Consider the following 15,406-nt stretch of genomic DNA (forward strand, 5'->3'; position numbering starts at 1 on the left):
GACGGCGCGACGGCACAAACAGCTCAATGAATATGCTGGTATGTGCATTACCCGTCAGCTACCGGCTCTCCGCCGGTCGATGCGTGCCCTTTCAGCGCTGCTGCGTCACCCTCTTGCAGAGCGCCGCGACGGCGCGGCCGATGGCCTGTTCGTTGTCGATGATGCGTTGCGTGGGGCCCGCCACGACGATGGCGTAGGGCTCGCCGTTGATCCACACATGGCCGCCGATGGAGGCAACCCCAGACTGGTAGCCGCCAACCGACAGGTACCACCCGCGCGCCTTGCCCTCGGCCAGCGCCTTTTTCAGCTTTGCCGCGCTGGTGATGGTGTTGGCGGAGTACTTGGTCAGATCGAGTTCGTCGATCAACGCATCCCGTTCGTCATCTGGCATGGCCGCGAGCAGGCATTGACCCGCCGCGCCGATGTGCAACTGGCGCTTTTCCCCGACGGAGGCCGCGTAACGCAAGGGTTGGTCTGACTCGACCACTTCGACGTAGTGCGACAGATGGCCTTCGCGTTTCGCCAGGTAGACCGTCTCGCCGGTGGCTTCCCGCAGGCCGTGCAGCAGGGAACCCATGCTGGACAGCAAGGGATCGTTCTCCGTGATGATGCGCGCCTCATTGAAGATGCGCCGCGTCGGGTAGTAATCCTTGCCGTCATTCAGGCGATACAGGTACCCGTTGCTCTCCAACGTCTTCAGCAAGGCCAGGCAACTGGACTTGGGAAGCTCAAGCCGCTTGCTGATCAGGGCAAGCGGCACCGGCTGCCGCAATTCCGCGAACAACTGGAAGATCTGCACGACCCGGCGTGCGCTTTTCACGTCGGTCTCGGAGGGGTTTTTCATGACGCTCCCTGAAGTCGCGGGATTCTAAAGCACATTGCGGACCGCCACCTTGATGGGTATCATACGTTCACGTATAAAAATGACCGTTCATATATATGAACGTTTGAGTTCAGCAACGACGCCAAACGGTTCGCCCGAAACCGTTGTGCGCTCCCTATCCAACCACCGATGAGACGAGGTCCCATGTATTCCCACATTCAAGTTCGACCGCTTTCGGGCGCCCTGGGCGCCGAGGTTTTCGGCGCGCAACTGTCCGGCGAAATGCCCGAGGCCACGATTGCCGAGATCAAGCGCGCGTTCAACCAGTATCTGGTCATCTTCTTCCGGGACCAGGAAGCGTCGGATCACGATCTGGCCCGCTTTGCCCGTCACTTCGGCGATCTGGCCGTGCTGCCTCCTCATCGCCAGCACCCCGGCCAGTTCCCCGAGCTGCTGGTTATCGACAAGAAGCCCGACACGGGCCTGGTTTTTGGTTGGGAATGGCACTCCGATACCACGCACCTGGAAGTTCCCCCGCTGGGATCGGTGCTGGCTGCGCGGCAACTGCCGCCGGTGGGTGGCGACACCATGTTCGCCAACCAGTACATGGCCTATGACACCTTGTCCGACGCCATGAAGGCGATGCTGGACGGCATAAAAGCGGTTCATTCCAACAGCCGCATCCTGGCCTCGCTGGAAGTGGACGATGTCCTCGCGCCGGGCCAGGGCCTGGGGAACAAGGACGGCACCATGTCGGCCGTGCATCCCGTGGTCCGTACCCATCCCGACACCGGCCGCAAGGCGCTCTTCGTCAACAAGATGCATACCGAACGGTTCGAAGGCATGACCATCGCCGAGAGCCAGCCTTTGCTGAATTACCTGTACGAGCACAGCACGCGGCCCGAGTTCACCTGCCGCTTCCGCTGGGAGCCGGGCTCGATCGCCTTCTGGGATAACCGCTGCTGTCAGCATCTGGCACTGGACGACTATCCCGGCCAACGCCGGCTGATGCACCGTGTCCAGATCCGCGGCACGCGTCCCGTCTGAGCACGACTGCCGGCACAGGCAGGGGGCCGCGCATCGACGCGGCCAGAAAAACGAGAACCACGGAGGAACAAATGAAGAGACTGAATTTGCTTCCGGCGTCACGCCGGGCTTCCTGTATGGCGACACTGCTGGGGCTGGCGACGCTGGCGGCCGGTACCGACGTTGTGGCTGGTGACTATCCCGACGAGCCCATACGCATGGTCGTTCCTTATGCCCCCGCCGGCGGTACGGATGAGCTGGGCCGGTTGCTGGCCCAGAAACTGTCCGCCGCGGTCGGCCAGTCCGTCATCGTGGAGAACCGCCCCGGTGCCGACGGCATGATAGGCACGGCCTACGTGGCACAGGCCAAGCCCAACGGCTACACGGTGGCCTTCGTGTCGAGCGGCCACGCGGTCAATCCCACCCTGTACAAGAACATCAGCTTCGATACCGTAAAGGATCTGCGCTGCGTCACGCAGACCGCCGTGCAGCAGATCGTGCTGGTGGTCACGCCGTCCCTGCCGGTGCGCAGCGTCAAGGAGTTGATCGACTACGGGAAGAGCCATCCCAACGCGCTCTACTTCGGCACATCGTCCAAGGCGTCGCAACTGCCGATGGAGCTGTTCGCCAGGATGACGGGCCTGAAGCTGACGGCCGTACCCTACAAAGGGTCGGGGCCGGCGCTGACCGACATGATCGCGGGGCGGGTACAGATGGGCTTCATTGCTGCCGCTTCGGCCATCCCCTATATCAAGTCCGGGCATCTGCGGGCGCTGGCCATAGGCGACGACCACCGTTCTCCTTCGCTGCCCGATCTCCCCACCGTCGCTGAGGCGGGCGTGCCGGGGTTCCAGGCCAATCTGTGGTCCGGCATGTTCGTTCCCAACGGGACGCCGGCGCCGGTGATCAATCGTCTCAACGACGTGCTGGTGAAAACGGTCAAGGATCCCGCCTTCGCGAAGACCATGGAAAACCATGGCTTCGAACCCGCCGGCACCACGCCCGCGCAGTGCGACGCCTTTATCGTGAAGGAGATCGCCAAGTGGGCGGCGGTGGCCAAGGATGCGGGGATAGCCGCCGAATAGGCTTGTCCAATGCGCCTGGTCTTCAACCGCCCTGCAGCCCGCCGAAGAAACGCATCGCGTTCGACTCCAGTCCCTCGATGTAATAACCGCCTTCCTGCACCACCAGGGTCGGCAGCTTCAGCGCGCTCACCTCGCGACCCAGGCGTTCGAAGCCGTTCTCGGTGACCGCCACCTTGGCCTGCGGGTCCTTCTCGAAAATATCGAAGCCCAGCGACAGCACCAGCGCGTCGGGTTGGAAAAGGTCGATCGCGCGCCGGGCCTCGGCCAGGCGTTCGAAGAACACCGACTCGGGCGACCCATGCGGCATGGGGAGGTTGATGTTGTAGCCGTAGCCCTCGCCGTCGCCGCGTTCGTCCTCGAAGCCGGCGACGGCGGGATAGAAGTTGCATGGATCGCCGTGGATGGACACGTAGAGCACGTCGCTGCGGGTATAGAAGATTTCCTGGATGCCCTGGCCGTGATGCATGTCGGTATCCAGGATCGCCACCTTGGGATACTTCGCCGTCAGGCATTGCGCGGCGATGGCGGCATTGTTCAGGTAGCAGAAGCCGCCCGCGGCCTCCCGCCGGGCATGGTGCCCGGGCGGACGGCAGATGGCGTAGGCCTGGCGTTCCCCCGCCATCAGCGTCTGCGCGCCGGCGATGGCGCATTGCGCGGACCAATAAGCGGAATGCCACGTGTGCTCGCCCACCGGGCAGCTGCCATCGGCCAGATATCGGCCGGCCTGCGCCAGCACGCCGCGCAGCGGATTGCGCTCGCGCACGAAGATGGTGGACATGACTTCATCGCCCCAGTCTTCCGGCATCTGCTTCCATTGCTGGTGCACGGATTGCAGGAAACGCAGGTATTCCAGCGAGTGGACCGCGGAGATGGCCCCCGCGCCGTGATCGGCGGGCGCCTGGACATCGAAGCCCAGCTTGCGCGAGGCGCCGACCAGGCCGTCCAGGCGGGATGGAACTTCCTGAGGATCACGCATCTTCCCCCGCGAAAAGTAGGTGCGGGGATGATGCAGTTTCTGGTCTTCGTGGAAATAGGCTTTCATGTTCGCGTGTCCTTATGTCCCGGCCCTATGCCGGGACTCCATGCTTTTCCTGGTAAAGCGCGCGCACATGCAGCCGCGCGTCCTCCAGATGCAGGCGCATCGCCGCGGATGCCGCGGCGACGTCGCGCCGGCGCAGGCAGTCGACGATCGGCTGATGCGTTTCGGCGACGCGTTGCGGATCCTGGTAGGCCAGCTCGATCAGCGCCATGATCATGCGCAGCTCCGTGCGCATGTTCATGAACAGGCGCAGCAGGTAGCCGTTGCCCGAGAGCTCGCAGATCAAAGTATGGAACTCCAGGTCGCGCATCACCCGCTGCGTCTGGGGCGCGCTGGCGGCTTCGGCCACCATGCGCGCCAGCGCGGCTTGCAACCGGTGCATGCCGGCGTCGTCGGCGTTTTTGCAGGCGAGTTCGACGGCCTGCAGTTCCATGTGCAGGCGAACCTGGTACAGATCGTCGATTTCGCCGGCGGTGATGGTCCGCACCATGAAGCCGTGGCGCGGACGGGCGACGACGATGCCTTGGCGTTCCAGGCGGCGCGCGGCTTCCCGAACGGGTGCGCGGCTGATGCCCATGCGCCGCGCCAGCTCGGCCTCGATGATGCGGGCGCCCGGCGGCAGCTGGCCCGCGGCGATCGCGTGTATCAACTGGGCTTCGACTTCCGCCACAAGGTCGGTGGCCTCGATGGGGGCGAAGCCGCCATCGTCGTCCAGGATCGTGGTGGTCTTCATCGTGACGGGGCCGATGCGCCACCGCCGGGCGCGCCAGCGCGGGTATTGTGCCGGCGCAACGCCAGCCACGCGCCGCTGCCCATGATCAGCGCGATGCCGGCCAGCGCGACGGTATCGGGGGGGCGGTCGAACCAGAAGGTGCTTATCAGGACAGCCAGCATCAGTTGTAGGTAGTTCAAGGGGGCCAGGATGGAAGCCTGCGCCCGGCGGAAGGCGGCGAGCAGCAGAAGTTGCGCCACGCCGCTGCACGCGCCGCCCGCCAGCAGCAGCAGGAGCTGCGGCCATCCGGGCCAGGCGGCGGGCAAGGCGAAGAGGGCGGGCGTGCCGGTAATGACCAGGCAGACCACGGCCATATAAGCGTACTGTACCGGCGCGGCCACCAGCCCGGATAGCCGGCGGGTCAGCAGCTGGAAGAACGCATAGCTGACGGCGGCGATGGCCATGAGCACGGCGCCCGTCCAGGGCAGGTCGCCGCCGGGCCGCACGATGAGCAGCATGCCCGCGAAGCCGGCGATGACGGCGGTCCATTGCATCGGACCGACCCGCTCGCCCAGCAGCCAGGGCGACAGCGCCACCATGATCAGGGGCGAGGTGAAGTAGATGGCCGTCGCCTCGGCCAGCGGCATGATGGTCAGCGCGGTCATGAAGGCGGTGGCCACGCAGGCCAGCGCCACGCTGCGCGCCAGCAGCAATCCGCGATGCGGCGCTCGCCACAGGCGCAAGGACACGCCATGGCGCGCCTGCCGCGCCAGCCAAAACGCCGCAATCGTGCTGGTGGCGACGTAGCGCATGAGATTCATGAAAGGCGACGAATACGTCGCCAGCATCTGCTTGCAGAAGGCATCGAAGGTGGCGAAGGCGCACAAGGCGGCCAGGAACAGCGCGATGCCGACGCGCACGGACGCGGCGCCGCCATCGCCCGCGACGGCCGCGCTGTGGGCCCCGTCGTGGGCCCCATCGTGGGCCGTGTCGCGGGCCGCGTCGCGGGTCGTTACCGTCGTGGATGCGACGCGCGCGTGGGAGGCCATCTCAGTAGCCCCTGGCAGGATCGACGGCGACCATGGCCGTATTGCCCCGCGCGATCTGCGCCAGGTTGATCCGGGTCTGGCGCGCGATCGCTCGCGCCGGCGTGCGCGAGGCGACGTGGGGCGTCACCCGTACGCGCGGATGCGCCCAGTAAGGATGGTCGGCCGGCAGGGGTTCCTGCGTGAAGGTGTCCATGGTGGCGTAGCCCAGCTGGCCGCTGTCCAGGGCTTGCAGCAGGTCGTCTTGCACCACATGTGCGCCGCGCCCCACGTTGATGAGATGCGCGCCGCGCGGCAGAAGGGCGAAGCATTCGGCATCGAGGATCCCATGCGTTTCTGGCGTGTACGGAAGCAGGCATACCAGGGTATCGCAGTTGCCCAGGAAGGCCGCGCGCTGCGCATCTCCATGGAACAGCGTGATGTCGTCCGGCAGCCCGGACTTGGCGCCGCGGCTCCAGCCGCTGACGCGGTAGCCGATGGCACGCAAGGCCAGGGCGCAGCGTACGCCCAGCGCGCCCAGTCCGGCGATACCTACACGGTGCTCGCCCGGGGCCTCCACCGGCTGTTCCTGCCACAGCCCCGCGGCCGCGGACGCCGCATAAGCGTCCATATGGCGCTGGTGATGCGTCACTGCCCAGCAGACGTAGGCCGCCATGCCCGCCGCCATGTCGGGGTCCACCATGCGGCACAAGGGAACGGCGGGCAAGGCCGGGTCGCCGGTGATGTGGTCGATGCCGGCGGCGATGGACTGGATCAGCTTCAGCCCGGGCATCCGGGCCAGCAGGCCGCGCGGCGGCATCCAGCACACCGCCGCATCGATCTCCCGAAGATCGCCCAGCGCAGGCTCCAGGCGCACGTCGGCTTCCGGAAACAGTTCGGCGAAGGCCGGCAGCAGATAACGCATATCGAGCTGCGTGCTGAGCAATGCGACACGCGGGCGCCATCCGTCGAATCCGGCAAAAGCTTGCACATCGTCCGGGCATGCATCGCCCACGCCACGCATCGCGATATCGGTCATCCTCGTTCCGCCTGTCCGTCTTCGATGCGCGCCAGCCTGGGTACGGCGTCGATCAGCGTCCGCGTGTACGCGTGGCGAGGGTTGCGCAGGACATCCGCGGTGGCACCGTATTCGACGATCCGGCCGCGTTGCATGACGGCGATGTGGTCGCACATTTCCCCGGCCACGCGCAGGTCGTGCGTGATGAACACCATGGCCAGCCGGAACTGCTCGCGCACGCGGGCGAACAGGTCCAGCACCTGTGCCTGGACGGAAACGTCCAGCGCGGATACCGGTTCGTCCGCGACCAGCAGTTCCGGCTCCATGGCCAGGGCGCGCGCGATGCCGATGCGTTGGCGCTGTCCCCCCGAGAACTCGTGCGGGTTGCGGTCGGCGGCCTCCGGTCCAAGTCCGACCAGCTGCAGCAGTTCGATGGCCTTGGCCATGGCCTGCTTTTTCGGCATGCCTTGGGCGATGGGGCCGGCGGCGATGGTCGCGCCGATACGATGGCGCGGGTTCAGGGATGCATAGGGATCCTGGAACACCATCTGGATGCGGCCCCGGGACAGTTCGCGGAAGCGCGCCCCCGAAAGCAGGTTCTGCCCCTTGAACAGGACGCGGCCGCGATCGAAATCCTGCAGTCCGACGATGCAGCGTCCCACCGTGGATTTGCCGGAGCCGGACTCGCCGACCAGGCCCAGTGTCTGCCCACGGCGCAGCGTGAAGCTGACGTCGCTGACGGCCGGCACTTCGCGGCCGCGGCGGAACAGGCTGCCTGCCGTGACATAGGTCTTGCACAGATCCTGCACTTGCAGCAGATGCAGCGGATCCGGCGCGGCCTCGGCGGCGCGCGGCGTGCCTTGGGGAATGGCGGCGATCAACTGGCGCGTATACGGCTGCCGGGGGGCCGACAGCAGCTGCGCGGCGGGGCCGGATTCCACCACGCTGCCGGTTTGCATGACCACCACGTGGTCGGCGATCTCGGCGACGACCCCGAAATCGTGGGTGATGAAAAGCAGCGCGGTGCCGCGCCGCCGCTGCAGGTCCCGCATCAGCGCCAGGATCTGTGCCTGCGTGGTGACGTCCAGCGCCGTGGTCGGCTCGTCGGCGATCAGCAGCCGGGGTTCCAGCGCCAGGGCGCAGGCGATCATCACGCGCTGCCGCTGCCCGCCCGACAGGCGGAAGGGATAGGCGTCCACCAGGAGTTCCGGATCGGGCAGGCCCACATCGGCCAGCGCGGCGACGATGCGCCGGCGCTTTTCCGCGGCGGGCAGCCTGATGTGGGCGTCGAAGACTTCGGCGATCTGCTCGCCGATGCGCATCACCGGGTTCAGCGCGGACATCGGCTCCTGGAACACCATGCCCATGCGCTGGCCGCGCAGCGCGCGCAGCCGCTCTTCGTCCAGGGCCAGCAGGTCCTGCCCTTCGAACAGGATGCGGCCGGCGACGGGCGATACGGCGGGCCGCGGCAGCAGGCCCATGACGGCATTGGCGATCATCGACTTGCCCGAACCCGATTCGCCGACGACGCACAGCGTCTGGCCGGGCAGGATGGCGAAGGAAACCTGGCGCACCGCGAGTTCGCGGTCGCCGCCCTTGGGCAGGCGGATGCTCAGGTCCTGCACATCCAGGACTGGCGCGGCATCGCCGTCCATGCCTGGCGTAGAGGCCATGCTCATTGGGGCCACGCTCATCGAGGCCACGCTCATCGAGGCCACGTTCATCGGCCTCTCCCATCCAGCCGGGCGTTCAGGCCGTCGTTCAAGCCTTCGCCCACCAGGTTCAAGGCCAGCACGGTGAGCAGAATGGCCAGCCCGGGGAACACGGCCATCCACCAGGCCTGCTGCAGCACGCTGCGCGCGGAGCCCACCATGTAGCCCCAGCTCATCTCGTTGGGGTCGCCCAGTCCCAGGAAACTCAGGCTGGATTCCAGCAGGATGCTGGTGGCCACCATCAGCGACGCCATCACGATGATGGGCGACGCGGCGTTGGGCAGGATCTGCGTCAGGATGATGCGCGGCGTGGACTGGCCGGCCAGGCGCGCCGCGGCGACGAAATCGCGCTGCCTGAGCGTCAGGAATTCGCCGCGCACCAGGCGGGCCACCGGCGGCCAGGACACCAGGCCTATCGCCGCCACGATGGATCGCACCGACGGCTGGAAGATGGCGACCAGCACGATGGCCAGCGCGAAACTGGGTATGCACTGGAAGATTTCGGTAAAGCGCATCAGCGCCGCGTCGACCCAGCGGCCGAAGTATCCGGCCACCGCGCCGATGCCCACGCCGATCAGCAGCGACACCACGGTGGACACAACGCCTATCAGCAACGACACGCGGGCGCCATAGATGACGCCCGACAGGATGTCGCGGCCCAGCGTGTCCGTTCCCATCAGCACGCCCGGTTCGGCGCCCGGCGCCAGGAATGGCATCTGTGTCATGTCCCATGGATTGCCGGGGGCGAACATGGGACCGAAGATGGCCGCCGCCGCGGTCAGGACCAGCACCAGCAGGCCGGCCACGGCGCCCTTGTTGCGGCAGAAGCGCCGCCAGAATGCTTTGCTCATGGGCTTTCCCCTTTTTTTCCGCCAGGGCGTGTCGGCCGCCCCTAGGTCAACTCGATACGAGGATCGACCAGCGTGTAGACGAAGTCGGTGATCAGGTTGAAGAGCACGGCCATCGCCGCGGCTACCAGGAAGCATCCCAGCAGCAGGTTGTAGTCGCGCTGCATCAAGGCATCGAACATCAGCCGGCCGATACCGGGCCAGGCGAATACGGTTTCGGTGAGGACCGCGCCGCCTATCATGCCGCCGGCCTGGATTCCCGCCAGCGTCACTACCGGCAGCAACGCATTGCGCAGGATGTGGGCGCGCTGGATGCGTCCCGGCCGTACGCCCTTGGCGCGTGCGGTCTTGACGAAATCCATCTGCGCGACCTCCAGCATCGAGGCGCGCGTCATGCGCGCGTAGACCGCCATATAGAACAGCGCCAGCGTCAGCGCGGGCAGCACCAGGTGCTGGGCGATATCCCATGCCAGGGCCATGCCGTGCAGGTCCGCGCCGACGGTGAAGTAGCCGAAGCCGGGCAGCACGCCGAGTTTGACGGTGAACAGCAGCACCGCCATCATGGCCAGCCAGTAGAGCGGGGTGGCGTAGAACACCAGCGAGACCACGGTGACCAGGCTGTCCACCCAGCTGCCGGCGCGGCGGCTGGCCAGCGCGCCCGCCATGACGCCCAGTATCAGCGACAGCACGAAGGCGCTGCCGGTCAGCAGCAGGGTCGCCGGCAGGCGATCCGCGATCAGGGCCATCACGGGCTGCTGCTGGCGGTACGAATAGCCCAGGTCCAGATGCACGACGTGTTGCAGGTATTTGAAAAGCTGCGTGCCCAGGGGCTGGTCCAGGCCGAACTGGCCGCGCAATTGCGAAACGAATTGCGCGTCCGAGGCGCCGGCCTCTCCCGCCATGACCGCCACCGGATCGCCCGGAGCGGCACGTATCAGCAGGAAGTTGACGGTGGCGATCAGCATCAGGGCCACCAGGCCCTGCGCCAGCCGGGTCAGCATGAATTGCAGGCGTTTCATCGCTCGCGGGTCAACCGATCCAGGCGCGGCTCAGGCCGTCGTTCAAGCCGATGGCGGAACTGACGGGGTCATGCACCTTGGTGCGGTACAGGGTGGGAAACTCGATCTCGTGCAGCCAGGCCACGGGTACGTCCTGCAGCAGGATTTTCTGCACCTGGAGATAGGCGTCGGCACGTTGCTTCGGGTCCACGGCGCGCGCGCCGCTGGCGAACAATTCGTCCACCTTGGGGTTGCTGTAGCCTTCGACGTTGTTGAAAGGCGAGCCTTTGGCGATGGTGCTGCTGGTGTAGTTGCGGGCCACGCCCAGGGCTGGATCGCCATACTGGTACACGTAGGTGAACGCGATGTCGTAATCCCATTCGTTCAGCCGCTGATTCCACCCGGCGACATCCGAGGGCGTCAGGTCGATCTTGATGCCCGCCTGCATCAGGTTCTGCCGCACGATCTCCGCCTGGCGCTGCCAGGTCTCTCCGTAGGGCAAGGGCAGCAGGCGCAGCGTCTCGCCCTTGTAGCCGGATTCCGCCAGCAGCTGCTTGGCCTTGTTCAGGTCATGGGGATACTTGGCCACATCGTCGCTGTAGTACTTGATGTGGCTGTTGAAGGGACCGGTGGCGACCTTCGCATAACCCTGGTACGCAATCTTCGTCATGGCGTCGCGATTGATCGCGTACATGACGGCCTGCCGGAACTTGACGTTGTCCATCGGCGCCTTGCGGTTGTTCAGCCACAGCCACGATTGCGGGGCAAAGAACTCCCAGCCCTTGGTCGTCACCGCGGCGCCGGGCAGCTTGGCCAGGCGCGCGACGTCGAAGAACTCCACGGCGCCGCCCGGCACGATGTCCACCTTGCCGGACTCGAAGGCCGCGGCGCGCGAGGCCGCATCGGGGATGACATGGAAATAGACGTTATCGACCAGGGGCAGGTCCTTGACGTGGTATTTGTCGTTCGCCACCAGATGAATGTACGAGCCCTTGACCCACTCCTTGAATTTGAAGGGGCCCGTGCCGATGGGCGTGCTGTTGGCGGAGTTGGCAAGGAAGTCCGTGCCTTCGTAGATATGCTTGGGCACCATGGGCATGGAGCCGTTTTCGAACAGGCCCAGGAACGGCCCGAAGGGATACTTCAGCTTGAACTGGACGGTCAGCGGGTCCAGCGCCTTGATCGTGTCCACGGCCTCCAGATTGCCGCGCAGCCGCGCGTGCGTCTTGCGCAGGAAGACATCGGCGGAGAACACCACGTCGTCGGCGGTGAAGGGCTTGCCGTCGTGCCAGCTCACGTCGGGCTTGAGCTTGAAGGTATAGGTCAGGCCGTCGTCGCTCGCGGTCCAGGACGTCGCCAGTTGCGGGTGCGGCTCCAGTTTCTCGTCGTAACGCAGCAGGCCTTCGTAGATGTTGCCGGCGACCATCTGGGCAGGCCCGTTCTGGATGATGCCGAGCATCAGCCCGGGCGGTTCCGGCTGCACGATGACGTTGAGGGTGCCGCCCTTCTTGGCTTGCGCCAGCGCGGACAACGGTACCCCGGCGATGGAAATGCCCAGGCCTGCTGCGCCCAACTTGATGAGCTCACGACGATTCATGACGGGTGGATCCTTCTGGATGAACGGAATGGAATGGCGCGCCCGGCATCCGGGCGATGCGGGTAGGGCGGGTCAGTCGCGATAGGACGCGCTGCTTGGCGGTTCCAGGCGTTGCAGCATCGCGCGCCATTCGCGCGCGTTGGGATCGGGACGTCCCGGCAGGCGGTTGCTGTCGCCGCTCTCGTACTGCCGGGCGGTGCGTTCGGCGATGTCCTCAGGCACGGGATGAACGGCCTGGCCGGTGGCCTGGATGGCCATTTGCACGCGGCACGCACGTTCCAGATTCAGGTGAAGGATGAAGGCCTCGGCCACGGTGGAGCCCAGGGTCAGCAGGCCGTGATTGCGCAGGATCATGGCGCGCGAAGTCGGGCCCAGGTCCTCGATCAGGCGTTCGCGCTCGCCGTGATCGAGCGCGATGCCTTCGTATTCGTGGTAGACGACACGGTTGTGGAACTGCATCGCCCACTGGTTGCAGGGCTGCAGGCCGCAGGCCAGCGAGGACACCCCGACCCCCGCGACGGTATGGGTATGCAGGACGCAGGTGGCGTCATGGCGGGCCATGTGCACGGCGCTATGGATCGTGAAGCCGGCGGGATTCACATCATGGCCGTTCGGCTCGACGATGTGGCCGTCCAGGTCGATCTTGACCAGCGAGGATGCCGTGATGTCCCGAAACAGCATGCCGAAGGGGTTGATCAGGAACTGGTCTTCCGTACCCGGCACGCGCGCGGAGATATGCGTATAGATGCTGTCGTCCATCCCGTAATGGGCGACCAGCCGATAGGCGGCCGCGAGGTCGACGCGCATCTGGCGTTCCGCCTCGGACATGGAAGCCGGACGCTGCTGCAGGGTTTGCACGGCCATGACTTACCTTCGATCGTTGGGTGGGCACGGCCATTGTGCGGCCGGGATGGTCTATAACTGTCGTCTGTCGACAGCTTGCAGCGCTTCCACGGCGGCGCAAAGAGGGATAACCCGCAAGATCAGGGTTATTGCTGAGCTGTGGCGGCATGCACCGGTCCGGCAGGACTCCCGGTATAAGCTGTCGCGACCAGCGTCCGCCTTTCCTGGGAGTGCCATCGTATGCTTGACGCCATCCTGAAAGACTGCACCCTGCCGGACGGCCGTACCGGTATCGATATCGGCATCGCGGACGGACGCATCGCGGCGGTGCAGCCGCGATTGCAGGCCGAAGCCGCGCGCGTGGTGGACGCCGCCGGCCAGCTGGTCAGCCCGCCGTTCGTCGACGCGCACTTCCACATGGACTCGACGTTGTCGTACGGCCTGCCGCGCGTGAACGGCTCCGGCACGCTGCTGGAAGGCATCGCCTTGTGGGGCGAACTGAAACCCCTGCTCAGCCAGGAGGCGCTGGTGGAAAGGGCGTTGGCCTACTGCGACTGGGCCGTGGCCAAAGGCCTGCTGGCCATACGCAGCCACGTCGACGTCTGCGACCCGCGCCTGCTGGCGGTGGAGGCGTTATTACACGTCCGCGAACGGGTACGGCCCTACCTGGACCTGCAACTGGTGGCGTTTCCGCAGGACGGCGTCTTGCGGGCGCCCAACGCGCTGGAAAACCTGAAGCGGGCACTGGATATGGGCGTCGATGTGGTGGGGGGCATCCCGCATTTCGAACGCACCATGCAGGATGGCGCGGAATCGGTGCGCATACTGTGCGAGCTCGCGGCGCAGCGGGGCTTGCGCGTGGACATGCACTGCGACGAAAGCGACGATCCGCTATCGCGCCATATCGAAACGCTGGCATTCCATACGCAGCGCCTGGGCCTGCAGGGCCGTGTGGCGGGGTCGCACCTGACTTCCATGCATTCGATGGATAACTACTATGTCTCGAAGCTGTTGCCTCTGATACGTGAGTCCGGCGTCGCGGCGATTGCCAATCCGCTCATCAACATTACGCTGCAGGGTCGCCACGACACCTATCCCAAGCGGCGCGGCATGACGCGCGTCCCGGAACTGCTCGAAGCCGGCGTGCCGGTCGCCTTCGGCCACGATTGCGTCATGGATCCCTGGTACGGCCTGGGCAGCGCCGACATGCTGGAAGTGGCCCACATGGGATTGCATGTGGCGCAAATGACGGGGCAAACCGCCATGCGCGCGTGCTTCACCGCGGTCACGGAGACCCCGGCGCGCATCCTGGGCCTGGACGACCTGGGCATCGCGCCCGGCAAGCGTGCCGACCTGGTACTGTTGCAGGCGCGCGACCCGGTCGAAGCCATACGCCTGCGCGCCACGCGGCTGCTGGTGATGCGGGCGGGCAAAGTCATCGCGACGACACCGCCGGCGACCGCGTCGCTGTTCGTGGAGGGTCGCCCAGGCGCCGTGGCCTTCCAGTTGCCGCCACGCGAGACGGCGTCCTGATCCTGGGCCAAAGGGTGGATAGCCGCGGCTGCGGCGAAGAATCGTCTTCCGTCACTTGAGCGGAACATAGATGTCCGTTTGCCACTGATCTTGTGGCGTTTCCGGAAAGACGCTCAGGTAGTGAAAGAACAGCGGATGGTCCCGAAGTTCCTCTCCGCTGGTTGGGAGCCAATCCCGATAGATTGGATAGATGGTCTCGCCAATATGATCGGTCGACCCGACATGCCGAACTACTGCGCATCGACCACCAGATATGATGGACTCGCGAACGCCATGGGCGTTCGGCATAATGGGTTCGTGGATTTCCCCGCATATATCGAAGCGGAATTCATCCGCAGGAGTCGTGTCCGGATTGTTATGCGGAATGCCGAACGTTCTGCTCGACGCAACGGGAGATTGCCCGCTTCGCGTGCGCCAGTCGACGAACTTGTTCACGCTTTGGCTCACGAGCCCAGGTGGCCCGTTGTGTTCCAGGGCGGCAACGCGAGTTGCCGAGAAATCGACGATTCGTACTTGCATGGTGAGTTTCCTTGAAAGGTAGGGGACTACAAGCGTCGCACTCCAGATCTGCCAATTTGGGTGTTGCCGAAAGGCGGTCGGTGTCATGCCGAACGTTCGCTTGAATGCGCGGCTGAATGCTTCGGGACTGTCGAACCCCGCGCCGAACGCCGCGTCAAGCACCGAGCAGGGCTCCCGCGCTGCCAGGAGATGGGCGGCTCGCCGCAAACGCATCCATTGCACGTAGCGTGCAACTGGCGTCCCGACGTAGGCTGCAAACTGTCGATGAAAATGGAATTTCGAAAAATTCGCCACGCGACTTAGCGCTTCCACAGACAAGTCGCCATCGAGGTTCATCTCGATGTACGTGAGTACGGCGTTGAAGCGCTTCGCATAAGCACTGTTGGAATCGGCATGAGTTGGCATGATTTATCTGAATTGAACGGCAGGCGTCATGTTCGTCCATGATCGATGTATCGCGCCTAGCCGAGCTTGCTCAATCGTGAGACAACCCAAATTGTTATTACTTCTTTGCGACGGGCTTGGGAATGGTCGACATCAACACTTCGGGATAGGCAACTTCCTGTTTTACACGCTCCTACTCGGCCTGGCCGTCACTGGGTCGATTTCTGCCGCGTTATTCTTCGCT

At 65.3% G+C, this 15,406-nt stretch carries 14 protein-coding genes; 3 read left to right on the forward strand and 11 right to left on the reverse strand.

The features are described 5' to 3' along the window. Positions 1–91 precede the first annotated feature (91 nt). A complete protein-coding gene (locus CAL26_RS02420; protein ID WP_094845321.1) occupies positions 92–844 on the reverse strand; it encodes an IclR family transcriptional regulator in 753 nt (250 codons plus the stop codon). Positions 845–1,027: 183 nt separating this feature from the next. Between CAL26_RS02420 and CAL26_RS02425 the strand changes: the two genes are divergently transcribed. Continuing rightward, the gene (locus tag CAL26_RS02425) at positions 1,028–1,870 is read left to right on the forward strand and encodes a TauD/TfdA dioxygenase family protein (RefSeq protein WP_094845322.1); all 843 of its coding nucleotides are present in this window, start codon (positions 1,028–1,030) and stop codon (positions 1,868–1,870) included. Positions 1,871–1,986: 116 nt separating this feature from the next. Continuing rightward, entirely contained in the window at positions 1,987–2,934 is a 948-nt protein-coding gene (locus CAL26_RS02430; protein ID WP_179283219.1) for a Bug family tripartite tricarboxylate transporter substrate binding protein, read from the forward strand. Positions 2,935–2,956: 22 nt separating this feature from the next. Here CAL26_RS02430 and CAL26_RS02435 read toward each other — a convergent pair whose 3' ends face one another. From CAL26_RS02435 to CAL26_RS02475, 9 genes are all read right to left on the reverse strand, one after another. Beyond that, positions 2,957–3,976, reverse strand: a complete 1,020-nt coding sequence (locus tag CAL26_RS02435) for a histone deacetylase family protein (RefSeq protein WP_094845324.1) — start codon at positions 3,974–3,976, stop codon at positions 2,957–2,959. 25 nt (positions 3,977–4,001) lie between these two features. Continuing rightward, entirely contained in the window at positions 4,002–4,706 is a 705-nt protein-coding gene (locus CAL26_RS02440; protein ID WP_094845325.1) for a GntR family transcriptional regulator, read from the reverse strand. Next, entirely contained in the window at positions 4,703–5,734 is a 1,032-nt protein-coding gene (locus CAL26_RS02445) for a DMT family transporter (protein WP_094845326.1), read from the reverse strand. The genes CAL26_RS02440 and CAL26_RS02445 overlap by 4 nt, the downstream gene beginning before the upstream one ends. Position 5,735: 1 nt before the next feature. Continuing rightward, positions 5,736–6,749: a 2-hydroxyacid dehydrogenase gene (locus tag CAL26_RS02450; protein WP_306437085.1), complete on the reverse strand. Its 1,014-nt coding sequence runs from the start codon at positions 6,747–6,749 to the stop codon at positions 5,736–5,738. Further along, the gene (locus CAL26_RS02455) at positions 6,746–8,407 is read right to left on the reverse strand and encodes an ABC transporter ATP-binding protein (protein WP_218831507.1); all 1,662 of its coding nucleotides are present in this window, start codon (positions 8,405–8,407) and stop codon (positions 6,746–6,748) included. Before CAL26_RS02455 ends, CAL26_RS02450 begins: the two co-directional genes overlap by 4 nt. Positions 8,408–8,448: 41 nt before the next feature. Continuing rightward, positions 8,449–9,291, reverse strand: coding sequence for an ABC transporter permease (locus tag CAL26_RS02460; protein ID WP_094845327.1), 843 nt, complete (start codon positions 9,289–9,291; stop codon positions 8,449–8,451). Between the two features lie 41 nt (positions 9,292–9,332). Further along, complete coding sequence (locus tag CAL26_RS02465; RefSeq protein ID WP_094845328.1) at positions 9,333–10,307, reverse strand: ABC transporter permease; 975 nt, start codon at positions 10,305–10,307, stop codon at positions 9,333–9,335. Between the two features lie 10 nt (positions 10,308–10,317). Then, positions 10,318–11,883: an ABC transporter substrate-binding protein gene (locus CAL26_RS02470; RefSeq protein ID WP_094845329.1), complete on the reverse strand. Its 1,566-nt coding sequence runs from the start codon at positions 11,881–11,883 to the stop codon at positions 10,318–10,320. A gap of 72 nt (positions 11,884–11,955) precedes the next feature. Next, the gene (locus CAL26_RS02475; RefSeq protein WP_094845330.1) at positions 11,956–12,747 is read right to left on the reverse strand and encodes a class II aldolase/adducin family protein; all 792 of its coding nucleotides are present in this window, start codon (positions 12,745–12,747) and stop codon (positions 11,956–11,958) included. A 219-nt stretch (positions 12,748–12,966) separates the two neighbouring features. Between CAL26_RS02475 and CAL26_RS02480 the strand changes: the two genes are divergently transcribed. Further along, on the forward strand, positions 12,967–14,259 hold the full coding sequence (locus CAL26_RS02480; RefSeq protein ID WP_094845331.1) for an amidohydrolase family protein: 1,293 nt from the start codon (positions 12,967–12,969) through the stop codon (positions 14,257–14,259). A gap of 51 nt (positions 14,260–14,310) precedes the next feature. Here the strand turns inward: CAL26_RS02480 and CAL26_RS02485 are convergent, their stop codons facing one another. Continuing rightward, complete coding sequence (locus CAL26_RS02485; RefSeq protein ID WP_094845332.1) at positions 14,311–15,183, reverse strand: AraC family transcriptional regulator; 873 nt, start codon at positions 15,181–15,183, stop codon at positions 14,311–14,313. Positions 15,184–15,406: the final 223 nt, after the last annotated feature.

Origin of the sequence: Bordetella genomosp. 9 (genome assembly GCF_002261425.1) — a bacterium.
Classification (GTDB): Bacteria; Pseudomonadota; Gammaproteobacteria; order Burkholderiales; family Burkholderiaceae_B; genus Bordetella_C.